The following is a 12,114-nucleotide window of genomic DNA, read 5'->3' as shown; positions in this document are numbered from 1 at the left end:
CCAGCTACGACTACCCGGGCGACGACATTCCGATCATCAAGGGTTCGGCCCTGGCCGCAATGGAAGGCCGCGACCCCGAGATCGGCGAGAACTCGATCAAGGCGCTGATCGAAGCCGTCGACACCTATATCCCGACGCCCGAGCGCGCCGTGGACCAGCCCTTCCTGATGCCGATCGAAGACGTCTTCTCGATCTCGGGCCGTGGTACGGTCGTGACCGGCCGCGTCGAGCGTGGCGCCGTCAACGTCGGCGACGAACTGGAGATCGTGGGCATCCGCGACACCAAGAAGACGACCTGCACGGGCGTGGAAATGTTCCGCAAGCTGCTGGATCGTGGTGAGGCTGGCGACAACGTCGGCGTGCTGCTGCGCGGCATCGACCGTGAAGGCGTGGAACGCGGCCAGGTGCTGTGCAAGCCGAAGTCGGTGACCCCGCACACCAAGTTCGAAGCCGAAGCCTATATCCTGACCAAGGAAGAGGGTGGCCGTCACACGCCGTTCTTCGCCAACTACCGTCCGCAGTTCTACTTCCGCACGACCGACGTGACCGGAACGGTGACCCTGCCGGAAGGTACGGAAATGGTCATGCCCGGCGACAACCTGAAGTTCGAAGTCGAACTGATCGCGCCGATCGCCATGGAAGACAAGCTGCGCTTCGCCATCCGCGAAGGCGGCCGCACCGTCGGTGCAGGCGTCGTCTCGAAGATCATCGCCTGATCGGGCGGCCCGCAAGGGCCATCCGCCAAGCGATCGTCCGATGATCGGAAACGGATATCGGGATGAAGAAGGGCCACCCCTCGGGGTGGCCCTTTTGCGTAGCGGGGAATAATGGTGGTCGATATCCGGAAAGCCTGTGAAAGGGATCCCCATGGCGAAATACATCCATTCGATGATCCGCGTGCTGGACGAAGAACGCTCGGTCAAATTCTATGATACCTGCTTCGGACTCAAACTGGCCGAGCGTCTGGATTTCGACGCTTTCACCCTGATCTATCTGTCGAATGCCGAAACCGGGACAGAACTGGAGTTGACGGTCAACAAGGACCGGACCGAGCCTTACGACCTTGGGGACGGCTACGGCCATATCGCGTTCTCGGTGGATGATGTGGATGCCGAGCACGCCCGACTGACCGCCGCCGGATACTCACCACGCAAGCTGGTCGATTTCGCGCCCGGTGGCGAAGTCATCGCACGGTTCTTCTTCATCCGCGATCCGGACGGATATGAGATCGAAGTGCTTCAACGCGCCGGCCGCTATCAATGAAAAAGGCCCGGGGACGATCCCCGGGCCTTCTCAATTAAAATGTCGGCCCGCTTACATCACGGCTGTTTCGTTGACGCCGCCTTCGGCGATGGCCGTCATATGAACGTCACCCTGCTGGGTCTGATCCAGACATTCCTGCAGGATCTTACCGTCAGCATCCAGTTCAAGGCGGTTAGCGAAGGTACGGACACAGCCATAGCCTGCGATCGCGTAATGGGCCAAGCGCTGATACTGCGTGATGATGGCCGCGTCGCGAACGTCGTCGTCGCCGTAAGAGGCCTCGAGCGCGTGCTTGCGGGCCTCGGTCACCAGACCCTCCATGCCCTTGCAGTGTTCGCCAGTCGGATCGACGCCGTGGTCGCTGCACAGCTGGGCGATCTTGTCCATGCCCTCGGAAATGCCCTTGTTGCCCGCGATCAGCGCTTCGGAGAGTTCGCGCAACTTTGCGGCGCGGCCCATTTCAGTCACGACGCCCATTGATTGCTTGCAGGCGGAATAGAGGTCCTGAAGTTGGTCGAGATACAGGTCTTTCAGCGTGTTCATGGTCATGTCGATGCCTTTCTATGTTCCCTTGCGGGTGCTGATGGAACAACGCGACTTGCGCCCGGTCGTTCCACATCGATGACAAAGAACCGCATCGCTTGACTTTGATCGGGGGTGGGGCCAGCAACGGCGCGGACACGACGGGTGAAAGGATGCCAGCATGTTCGGATGGTTCGAAAGACGCATCGACCCCTATCCCATGGCCGAGCCGACCATGCCGCCCGCGGGTCTGTTCCGCTTTGTCCTGCATTACAGCCGCGGGGCCATCCCGTGGCTGGTGTTGCTGGCCATCGGATCGGCCATCATCGCGCTGATCGAGCTGACGCTGTTCGGCTGGCTTGGCACGCTGATCGACCGGCTGGCCGATACGCCGCGCGACCAGTTCTGGGCACAGCAGGGCGGAACGCTGGCTCTGATGGCGGTGGTGCTGCTGATCGTGCTGCCGGGGCTGAACCTTGTGACCTCGATGGTGCTGCACCAGTCGCTGATGGGGAATTTTCCGCAGCGGATCCGTTGGCTGGCGCATCGCTATCTGCTGCGCCAATCGGTGGGGTACTTCCAGGACGAATTTGCCGGGCGCATCGCGCAGCGGTTGATGCAGACCTCGCTTGCCGTGCGCGAGGTGGCGATGAAGGTGATGGACGTCGGCAGCTATGTCGTGACCTATTTCATCGGGGCGATGCTGCTGGCAGCCAGCCAGGACTGGCGGCTGGCGCTGCCCTTCGCAGTCTGGGGGGCGGGCTATGCGGTGCTGCTGTGGCAGATCGTCCCAAGGCTGGGGCGCGTGGCGCAGGCGCAGGCCGATGCGCGCAGCCAGATGACCGGGCGGATCGTCGACAGCTATACCAATATCGCCACCGTGAAGCTGTTTTCCCATTCCGACCGAGAGGAGCGCTGGATGCGCGACGGAATGGACCGATTTCTGGGCACTGTTTATGGCCAGATGCGCCTGGCCAGCATTCAGGACGTGACGCTGAACCTGCTGAACGTCTGGCTGGTGGCCTCGGTCGCGGGGCTGGGGCTGTGGCTCTGGTCGGAAAATGCCGTGGCGGTGGGCGCGGTGGCGGTTGCCGTGCCGCTGGCCCTGCGGATGAACAACATGGCGCATTGGATCATGTGGGAATTCGCGGCGCTGTTTGAAAACATCGGCACCGTGCGTGATGGCATCACCAGCCTGTCACTGCCCCGGCAGGTGCTGGATGCGCCGGATGCGGTGCCGCTGCTGCCCGGACCGGGGGCGGTGCAGTTGCAGAACGTCACCTTCCGCTATGGCGGGGTCGCGGGTGCGCAGCCGATGGCCGTGCTGGACGACCTGACGCTGAATCTGAAACCCGGCGAGCGCGTGGGACTGGTCGGACGGTCAGGCGCGGGGAAATCGACGCTGATCAACCTGCTGCTGAGGTTCCACGATATCGACAGCGGCCGCATCACCATCGACGGCCAGGACATCGCCAAGGTCACGCAGGACAGCCTGCGCAGCGCCATCGGGGTGGTGACGCAGGACAGCTCGTTGCTGCACCGCTCGGTCCGGGACAACATCACCTATGGGCGCCCCGATGCCAGCGACGATCAGGTGCAGGCAGCCCTGCGCATGGCCGAGGCTGACGGCTTCGTCCCCGACCTGTCGGACAGCCAGGGGCGGCGGGGGCTGGACGCCCATGTGGGCGAGCGTGGCGTCAAGCTGTCGGGCGGGCAGCGCCAGCGCATCGCCATTGCCCGGGTCGCCTTGAAGGACGCCCCCATCCTGATCCTGGACGAGGCGACCAGTGCGCTGGACAGCGAGGTCGAGGCCGCGATCCAGTCGCGGCTGGACGTGCTGATGCAGGGCAAGACCGTCATCGCCATCGCCCACCGCCTGTCCACCATCGCCGCCATGGACCGGCTGGTCGTGATGGATCAGGGCCGCATCGTCGAGGAAGGCACCCATGCGCAGCTGTTGGAACGCGGGGGCATCTATGCCCGGCTCTGGTCGCGCCAATCGGGGGGCTTCCTGGCCGCCCATGACGCATGAAGCCTTGCGCGGGGGCATCGTTTCAGGCATTCCGGAATGATGGAAAAGAAACCCGTTCTGGATGCCTTGTCGGCGCTGGCCCATGACATGCGGCTGGATGTCTTTCGCCTGCTGATCAAGGCCGAACCGCAGGGAATGGCGGCAGGCGACATCGCCGCGGCGCTGGACGTGCGGGCGAACACCTTGTCGAACAACCTCAATATCCTGGCGGCGGCGGGGCTTGTCGTCTCGCAGCGCGAGGGACGCTCGATCCGCTATCGCGCGCAGATGCAGACGATGCGCGGATTGCTGGGCTTCCTGATGAAGGATTGCTGCGGCGGGCAGGCCGATCTGTGCGAACCTGTGCTGGAGCAGATCACCTGAACGCCCGTCATAAAAAAGCCCCGGCCTGGACCGGGGCTTTCCAAAGGGCTTACTGCGCGCCGGCTGTACGCAGCAGTTCCGTGATCCGACGGACCGAGGCGCGGCGGTTGCCCCGGATGTCCCCCTCGGCCCGGATGCGTAGAAATTGTTCGCCATAGCCTTGGGTCACAAGATTCTCGGGCGGGACGTCGAAATATTCCGTCAGCGCCAAGGCCACGGATTCTGCGCGACGGTCCGACAGCGCCAGGTTGAAGGCATCGGCGCCGACCGTGTCGGTATGCCCTTCGATCATGAAGATCTCGGAGGGGTTCTCGGCCACCGAGTCCTGGATCACCCGTCCAAGCGCCTGCAACTGCTTGGCCTGATCGGGCCGGATCGCGGCTGATCCGCTGTCGAAGGTGATCGCGTCGATGTTGACGGGGGCCACCAGCGAGCGCACCTCGGGGATGTTGCGGATCTGGGACAGGGTGAAGCGCCGACCGATGTCGGATTCGCGACGCAGGGCGGCGCGCAGCTCATCCTCGTTCATGGGGGCGTCGCTGTTCTGCACCTCGGCGGGGGCGGGCAGTTGGCTGACGTCCACGGGCTGCACGTCGGTCGTGTCGTCGATCAGCTGCGTGGTCGTGCCATCCGCCGAGACCAGCGTCCGACGCAAGACGCGCAGGTCGGCGTCGCGGATCGTCACGACCCGGCTGCCGTCTTCGCGGGTGACGACGGTACGGGACGATCCGTCATCGAAGTTCTCGGTCGTCACGTTCGATCCCGGCTGACGCAGCAGGGCGACCTCATCCTTGATGACCTCCTGACTGCCATCGTCCCGCGTGACGACGACGCGGTCGGGGGCGCTGAGCGCGACCTGGCGGTTGTTGTTCAGGAACGATCCGACCGCCAGTGCACCGGCACCCAGCAGCAGGGCCTTGGTCAGATCGCTGCTGCTGTCGTCATCCTTGGCATCGTCCCGCGACCGGTTGCGGGCGGCATCGTCACCCGCCAGCGCATCGCGAAGGCTGGTGGCAAAATCCTCCGACGAGGACCGCGTGCTGTCCTTGGTGACCTTCTGTTCGGTCATCTTGCCGGACCCTTCCGAGGCATTCAGCGCGGCGGCCGAGACCGGCTGGCTCTGCTTGGCTGCTTCGCGCGCGGCTTGGGTTTCGCGGGTGTCCTCCTCGGCGGCGCGCTGGACCATGTCGCCGGATTTGCCGATCCGGAACATCTGGTTCGCGGTATCGGCAAGGCGGAAGGGGCCACCGCCGTTCGGTTCGATGACCACGCCGCGCGGGGTGATGGCACGATCGCCATCCGCGCAGGGATAGCTGCCGCCCTGCAGGCAGGTCAGTTGATCCCGGGTCAACCCGTCCTGAACTTCCTGGTTCAGGACCTTGGCCAGTCCAGGCATCTGAGCGGCGCGATCGGCCTGCACCTGACCCTTGCCGATGGTCAAGACGTTGCTGTCGGCCTTCGGCTTGGGCGCGGGCTTCTTGTCGTCGGCAGCCTTCTGTTCACGAGCGGCCTTGCCGGGTTCGCCCATGATGCCGGCATTATCCTTCTTGTCCTGCTGATCTGGCTTTGCCTTCGGCTTGGCATCATCCTTGTCGGCCTTCTGCGGCTTGGCCTTGGGCTTCTTTTCGGACTTATCCGCCTTCTTTCGGTCGTTCTTGTCCTTGTTCTGGCCCTTGACGGCCGGACGGGCGTCCTCCTCCTCGGCCATCTGCTTGTCGTCTTGGGCTGCTTTCTTGGCCTGCTGGATGATGGCCGACAGACCTTCCCGCGGCTCGTCCCCGGGACCGTCCTGGGCTGCGGCAATTTGCGGCGCAAGCAGGGCAAGGCAGGTGACAATGGCTGTGGTATTGTGAATGATCCGGCGCATGAAGGCTCCTTCGCGATTGATCGCATCCGTCTGCTTGACGGTTTAACAGGCCGTCTGTGGAACAGTTCCCAAAGATCGCGTGAGTTGCACGTGATGCAGGCGCAGCATTGCACCTGCGCGCCAAGCCCCCTAATCATTCCTCAAGAGAGAAGAGGAGAGGATAATGCTGGTGAACCTGAAAGCCAAAGACGCCCCCGATCTGGGCCGTTTCGATTGGGAGGACCCGTTCCGCCTGTCCGACCAGTTGACCGAGGAAGAGCGCATGATGCGCGATGCGGCCCGCGCCTATGCGCAGGACAAGCTGCAGCCGCGCGTCACCGACGCCTATCGCGAGGAACACACCGACCCCGAGATCTTCCGCGAGATGGGCGAGATGGGCCTCTTGGGCGTCACCATCCCCGAGGAATACGGCGGGATCGGCGCGGGATACGTGTCCTATGGCCTGGTCGCCCGCGAGGTCGAGCGCGTGGACAGCGGCTATCGCAGCATGATGTCGGTGCAGTCGTCGCTGGTGATGTATCCGATCTATGCCTATGGCAGCGAGGAGCAGCGCCAGAAGTATCTGCCCAAGCTGGCCTCGGGCGAATGGATCGGCTGTTTCGGCCTGACCGAGCCCGACGCCGGTTCCGACCCCGCCGGCATGAAGACCGTCGCGAAAAAGACCGACGGCGGCTATGTCATCAGCGGGTCCAAAATGTGGATCAGCAATTCGCCCATCGCCGACGTCTTCGTGGTCTGGGCGAAATCCGAAGCCCATGGCGGCAAGATCCGCGGTTTCGTGCTGGAGAAGGGCATGAAGGGGCTGTCGGCCCCCAAGATCGGCGGCAAGCTGTCGCTGCGCGCCTCGATCACCGGCGAGATCGTCATGGACGGCGTCGAGGTCGGTGAAGATGCGCTGCTGCCCAATGTCGAGGGTCTGAAAGGCCCCTTCGGCTGTCTGAACCGCGCCCGTTACGGCATCAGCTGGGGTGTGCTGGGGGCTGCGGAATACTGCATGCATGCCGCGCGCCAATACGGTTTGGACCGCACGCAGTTCAACAAGCCCCTGGCACAGACGCAGCTGCACCAGTTGAAGCTGGCCAACATGATGACCGAGATCAGCCTTGGCCTGCAGGCCAGTCTGCGTGTCGGGCGTCTTCTGGACGAGGCGCAGGCCGCGCCCGAGATGATCTCGATCGTCAAGCGCAACAACTGCGGCAAGGCGCTGGAGATCGCCCGGATGTCGCGCGACATGCATGGCGGCAACGGGATTTCCGAGGAATACCAGATCATGCGCCACATGGTGAACCTGGAGACGGTCAACACCTATGAAGGCACGCACGACGTCCACGCGCTGATTTTGGGCCGCGCGATCACGGGGCTGCAGGCGTTCTTCTGAGCGGCGAACCCGGGGGCGCGTCGCCCCCCGGACCCCCAGAGGGTATTTCAGCAACGGAGAAGGGCGCAGGAGGTGATCCTGCGCCCTTTTTGCATTGGCGTCGCTGTGATTAGACGCCTTCGCCGACGAAGGCTTTCTCGACCACGAATTCCTTGGGGTCGGAATTGGCGCCCTCGCGCATGCCGAAGTCTTCGAGGACCTTCTTGACGTCCACGTTGAAGGCGAGGCTGCCGCAGATCATCGCGCGGTCTGTTTCGGGGCTGATGGGCGGCAGGCCCAGATCCTGCAGCACCTTGCCCGAGGACAGGTTGTCGGTGATGCGGCCCATGAAAGGCGAGTCCTCGCGCGTGGTGGTGGGGTAGTATTTCAGGCGCTTGGCGAAATCCTCGCCGTAGAGTTCGCCCAGCAGGGGGTCGTTGCGCAGGTTCTGGACCAGTTCCGCGCCATAGGTCAGTTCCTCGGCGGTGCGGCAGGTGTGCATCATGATGATCTGGTCATAACGCTCATAGGTCTCGGGGTCGCGCATCAGGCTGGCGAAGGGGGCAAAGCCCGTGCCGGTGGCCAGGAACCACATGCGCTTGCCCGGCAGCAGCGCGTCCAGCACCAGCGTGCCGACGGGCTTGGGGCGCAGAATGATTTCGTCGCCCGGCTTGATGTGCTGCAGGCGCGAGGTCAGCGGTCCGTCCGGCACCTTGATCGAGTAGAACTCCAGCTCGTCGTCCCAATTGGGAGAGGCGATGGAATAGGCGCGCAGGATCGGCTTGCCGTTGTCGCCCGGCAGGCCGATCATCACGAATTCACCCGACCGGAAGCGCAGCGAGGCAGGCCGCGTCACCCGGAACGAGAACAGTGAGTCGGTCCAATGCGTGACCGAGGTCACCGTCTGTGCGTCGGGAAGCGTCTTCTTGGGGGCAGCGTCAGCCGCGGGCAGATCCAGCGTCATGATATTTCCTGTTCGTTCCGTGCGCCGGGCTCAGCCGGCCAGATTTTCGCGGTGGTCCCATGCCTTCCAGTCGGCGCGGGCCAGCCATTGTTCCTGCGGTTGGCGCGCCGCGATATCGGCGGCCACCTGCACCTCGTCGAAGCCGACGCGGCGGGCCATGGCGTATTGATCGGCGATCAGGCGCCCGGACGCGCGCAGCCTGCCCTTGTAGCCCAGCTCTCGCAGGCGGCGGGCCAGCGTGAAGCCGCGACCGTCGTTGAAGGCCGGGAAGTCGATGGCGATCAGCGGGTGGTGCATGCGGTCGGGCAGGGTAGCGGGGTCGGTGTCGGGGGCCAGGACGACGGGCGCATCCTGATCAATCGGATGGAAGCCGTCGTCGCGGGCCAGGACGTCCTGGGACAGGGTCTCGTCGCTCATGCCGTTGCCTTTCTGCGGACCATCCGTCCGCCGATGAAGTGAATGCCGCATTCGGTCTTTTCCTGACCGCGCCAGCGACCCGAGCGCGGATCCTCGCCCGGTTTGACGGGGGACGTGCAAGGGGCGCAGCCGATCGAGGGGTAGCCCTTGGCGACCAGCGGGTGACGCGGCAGGTTGTTTTCGATCATATAGTCCTGAACGTCTTCCGACCGCCAGTGGGCCAGCGGGTTCACGCGCAGGCGATGCGGGGGTTCGGGCTCGAAGAATTCCAGCTCGGTCCGCTGTCCGCCTTGGAAGCGCTTGCGGCCCGTGATCCAGGCGTCATAGCCCGACAGCGCGTTTTCCAGCGGCACCGTCTTGCGGAAGTTGCAGCAGGCGTCGGGATTGACCTTGTGCAGCGTCCCGTCGGGGTCGTTCAGCGCGATCTCATCCTCGGTGGCGCTGATGACCTGCACGTTGGTCAGCCCCAGCCTCGAGGCGACCTCGCGCTGGTAAGCCAGCGTTTCGGGGAACAGCATCTGGGTGTCGATGAACAGCACCGGCAGGCCGGGGGCCACGACGCTGACCATATGCAGCAGCACCACGGATTCCGCACCGAATGAGGACACCAGCGCCACACGACCCAGATCGGGATCGGTGACGGCACGGCGCAATACCTCGGTCGCGGCGTGGTGGCGGTAGCGGTCGTTCAACCGCCCCGCACGCGTGTCCAGGTTGCCATCAAGCATCGGCCGTTTCCGGATAAAGGGCGGCCTTGAAGGGCGCCTGTCCAAGACGGCGATAGGCGTCGATGAAGCGTTCGTTCTCATCCTGACGCACCTCCAGATAGGCGCGCAGCAGGCGGTCTATGGCGGGCACGACCTCTTCGGCGGGGAAGCCCGCACCGGCGCGCTGGCCGATGGCCGGGATGTCATAGGCATCGCCGCCAAGCGTGATCTGATAGTTTTCGACGCCCGCGCGATCCAGCCCCAGGATGCCGATATGGCCCAGGTGGTGGTGACCGCAGGCATTGATGCAGCCCGAGATGCGGATGTTCAGATTGCCGATCTCCTCCTCCAGCCCCAAGGCGCGGAAGTGGTCGGCGATCTCCTCGGCGATGGGGATCGAGCGGGCGGTGGCCAGCGCGCAGTAATCCATGCCCGGGCAGGCGATGATGTCGCTGGTCAGACCGGCATTGGCAGTGGCCAGACCGGCGGCCTTCAGCTCGGGATAAAGCGCGGGCAGGTCCGATTTGTGGACATGCGGCAGGGCCACGTTCTGGTCGTGCATGATGCGAATGTCGGAATGGCCGAAACGCTCGGCCAGATCGGCGATCAGGCGCATCTGTTCCGCGCTGGCATCGCCGGGCGTCTGGCCGGGCGACTTGAAGGTCACGACGACGCTGGCATAGCCATCGATCCGGTGCTGGTGCAGGTTGGTATCGGTCCAGCTGCGGAAACCGGGGTTGGCCTGACGCTCGGCCTCGAAGCCGTCGGTGGCGGCGTTGCGGAAGGCGGGCGCGCGGAAGCGGTCCTTGAAGATGGCCAGCGCCTCGCGGTCGGCGCCGTGGAAATCACGACGGCGGGCCAGGAATTCTTCCTCGATCTCGGCGCGCATGACGTCCATGCCGCGCTCCATCACGGTGATCTTGATGCGGGCCTTGTACTTGTTGTCGCGGCGACCGGCCAGGTTGTAGGTGGCAATGATCGCCTCGACGTAAGGAAGCAGGTCCTCCTCGGGCAGGAAGTCGCGGACCACCTGGCCCAGCACCGGCGTCCGGCCAAGACCGCCACCGATCCAGACCTCGAAGCCGGTCTTGCCGTCCTGTTCCTTCAGGCGCAGGCCGATGTCATGGGCGGCAATGACCGCACGGTCCTTGGCACCGCTGGAGATGGCGATCTTGAACTTGCGCGGCAGGAACTGGAATTCGGCGTGGTCGGTCGACCAGCTGCGCAGCAGTTCCGCATAGGGGCGCGGATCGGCGGTTTCGTCGAAGGCCGCGCCTGCGAAGGCATCGGTGGTGACATTGCGGATCGTGTTGCCGCTGGTCTGGATGGCATGCATCCCGACCTTGGCCAATTCGTCCAGCATGTCCGGGATGTCCACCAGCTTGGGCCAGTTGTACTGGATGTTCTGGCGGGTGGTCCAATGCCCGTAACCCTTGTCGTATTTTTCGGCCAGCAGCGCCAGCGTGCGCATCTGGTCGGGGTTGATCGTGCCGTAGGGCACGGCCACCCGCAGCATATAGGCATGCAGCTGCAGATAGACGCCGTTCATCAGGCGCAGGGGGCGGAACTCTTCCTCGGTCAGGCTGCCGTCAAGGCGACGGGCGACCTGTTCGCGGAACTGCTGGGCGCGGTGCTGGACATAGTCGATCTCGACGGGGCGGACATCAAACATTGCTGGCCTCGGCTTGCTGTTCGGCCTGTATGCCGTGGAAATAGTTGGAAGGCCCGCGCTGGCGGAACGCTTCGCGGAAATGGACGGGCTCGGGTCCGTTCGGGCCGCGCTTGGCCTCGACGATATAGGGGCCGACGACGCGGTCCGCCTGGCCGATGGCCTGCAGCAGCGCCAGTTCGGCGATGGCCTCGTCCTCATAGAGCGTCGCCTTGCGCGGATCGGGCGTCCAGCCGTCTTCGCACATCCAGACGTTGAAGCCTTCGCGCAGATCGTTGGCGGTGATGACACCGGGCTTGTTTGCCGTCGGGGTGAAGGCTTTGCTCATGACTCGGACCTTTCTGATACTGGTCTCTATATAGAATTTTGTTCTGGATTCTTGCGAGGGGGCACGCGAAATAAGGATGACCTGACCGGAGCGAAAAGAATGTCGGAACCTGTTTCCACAGAAAGCGGCGCAACGCAAATTTCCGTCCGTCTGGACGAGGTGGACCGCAAAATCCTGTTCCAGCTGCAGCAGGATGCCAGCCTGTCGCTGGACCAGATCGCCGAGCGTGTGGGCGCATCCAAGACCCCCGTCTGGAACCGCATCCGCAAGCTGCGCGAGGCGGGCGTGATCCGCAAGCAGGTCGCCATCCTCGACCCCGAGGCACTGGGCCTCGAGGCCTGCTTCTTCGTCCTGGTCCGCACCAGCGAACACGACAAGGAATGGGCGGGCCGTTTCCTGAAGGCCTTGCGCGACCGCCCCGAGGTGGTCGAGGCGCACAGATTGGCTGGTGACATCGACTATATCCTCAAGGTGCAGGTGCGTAACGCGCGCGCCTACGATCGGTTCTATCAGTCGCTGATTTCCGAGGTGAAGATCCACAACGTCACGGCGCTTTTGTCGATGGAGGAGATCAAGGCCTCCAGCGCGCTGCCCATCCCCGACCTGCCGCAGAAGGGGGCATGAC

General features: G+C 64.1%; 13 protein-coding genes. 6 read left to right on the top strand and 7 right to left on the bottom strand.

The features are described 5' to 3' along the window. Together DDE75_RS16230 and DDE75_RS16225 are read left to right on the top strand one after the other, a co-directional pair. Positions 1–716, top strand: a 716-nt coding sequence (locus tag DDE75_RS16230) for an EF-Tu C-terminal domain-related protein (RefSeq protein WP_245894764.1), incomplete at its 5' end; no start/stop codon positions are given. A gap of 151 nt (positions 717–867) precedes the next feature. Then, complete coding sequence (locus tag DDE75_RS16225; protein ID WP_108503412.1) at positions 868–1,263, top strand: VOC family protein; 396 nt, start codon at positions 868–870, stop codon at positions 1,261–1,263. A 51-nt stretch (positions 1,264–1,314) separates the two neighbouring features. Here the strand turns inward: DDE75_RS16225 and DDE75_RS16220 are convergent, their stop codons facing one another. After that, the gene (locus DDE75_RS16220) at positions 1,315–1,812 is read right to left on the bottom strand and encodes a ferritin-like domain-containing protein (protein ID WP_108503411.1); all 498 of its coding nucleotides are present in this window, start codon (positions 1,810–1,812) and stop codon (positions 1,315–1,317) included. Positions 1,813–1,966: 154 nt separating this feature from the next. Here DDE75_RS16220 and DDE75_RS16215 point away from each other — a divergent pair, with 154 nt between their 5' ends. Beyond that, the gene (locus tag DDE75_RS16215) at positions 1,967–3,817 is read left to right on the top strand and encodes an ABC transporter ATP-binding protein (protein WP_108503410.1); all 1,851 of its coding nucleotides are present in this window, start codon (positions 1,967–1,969) and stop codon (positions 3,815–3,817) included. A 39-nt stretch (positions 3,818–3,856) separates the two neighbouring features. Beyond that, positions 3,857–4,180 carry an ArsR/SmtB family transcription factor gene (locus DDE75_RS16210; protein ID WP_108503436.1) on the top strand — a complete coding sequence of 108 codons (324 nt, stop codon included), beginning with the start codon at positions 3,857–3,859 and terminating at the stop codon, positions 4,178–4,180. A 49-nt stretch (positions 4,181–4,229) separates the two neighbouring features. Here DDE75_RS16210 and DDE75_RS16205 read toward each other — a convergent pair whose 3' ends face one another. After that, entirely contained in the window at positions 4,230–6,047 is a 1,818-nt protein-coding gene (locus DDE75_RS16205; protein ID WP_108503409.1) for an OmpA family protein, read from the bottom strand. 163 nt (positions 6,048–6,210) lie between these two features. On the opposite strand from DDE75_RS16205, the gene DDE75_RS16200 reads away from it, so the two are divergent. Next, on the top strand, positions 6,211–7,425 hold the full coding sequence (locus DDE75_RS16200; RefSeq protein WP_162799074.1) for an acyl-CoA dehydrogenase: 1,215 nt from the start codon (positions 6,211–6,213) through the stop codon (positions 7,423–7,425). 109 nt (positions 7,426–7,534) lie between these two features. Here DDE75_RS16200 and DDE75_RS16195 read toward each other — a convergent pair whose 3' ends face one another. From DDE75_RS16195 to DDE75_RS16175, 5 genes are read right to left on the bottom strand one after another with little or no spacing between them, the layout of a single operon-like run. Further along, positions 7,535–8,368: a ferredoxin--NADP reductase gene (locus DDE75_RS16195; RefSeq protein WP_108503408.1), complete on the bottom strand. Its 834-nt coding sequence runs from the start codon at positions 8,366–8,368 to the stop codon at positions 7,535–7,537. A gap of 30 nt (positions 8,369–8,398) precedes the next feature. Continuing rightward, a complete protein-coding gene (locus DDE75_RS16190) occupies positions 8,399–8,785 on the bottom strand; it encodes a DUF934 domain-containing protein (protein WP_170310966.1) in 387 nt (128 codons plus the stop codon). Continuing rightward, on the bottom strand, positions 8,782–9,513 hold the full coding sequence (locus DDE75_RS16185) for a phosphoadenylyl-sulfate reductase (protein WP_108503407.1): 732 nt from the start codon (positions 9,511–9,513) through the stop codon (positions 8,782–8,784). The genes DDE75_RS16190 and DDE75_RS16185 overlap by 4 nt, the downstream gene beginning before the upstream one ends. Beyond that, positions 9,506–11,164, bottom strand: coding sequence for a nitrite/sulfite reductase (locus DDE75_RS16180; protein ID WP_108503406.1), 1,659 nt, complete (start codon positions 11,162–11,164; stop codon positions 9,506–9,508). Before DDE75_RS16180 ends, DDE75_RS16185 begins: the two co-directional genes overlap by 8 nt. Beyond that, the gene (locus DDE75_RS16175) at positions 11,157–11,489 is read right to left on the bottom strand and encodes a DUF2849 domain-containing protein (protein WP_108503405.1); all 333 of its coding nucleotides are present in this window, start codon (positions 11,487–11,489) and stop codon (positions 11,157–11,159) included. Before DDE75_RS16175 ends, DDE75_RS16180 begins: the two co-directional genes overlap by 8 nt. A gap of 138 nt (positions 11,490–11,627) precedes the next feature. Between DDE75_RS16175 and DDE75_RS16170 the strand changes: the two genes are divergently transcribed. After that, the gene (locus tag DDE75_RS16170) at positions 11,628–12,113 is read left to right on the top strand and encodes an Lrp/AsnC family transcriptional regulator (protein ID WP_108503433.1); all 486 of its coding nucleotides are present in this window, start codon (positions 11,628–11,630) and stop codon (positions 12,111–12,113) included. Position 12,114: the final 1 nt, after the last annotated feature.

The sequence above is a fragment of the Paracoccus indicus genome (genome assembly GCF_003056335.1).
Taxonomy (GTDB): Bacteria; Pseudomonadota; Alphaproteobacteria; order Rhodobacterales; family Rhodobacteraceae; genus Paracoccus; species Paracoccus indicus.
This window is presented reverse-complemented; position numbering and strand designations above follow the sequence as displayed.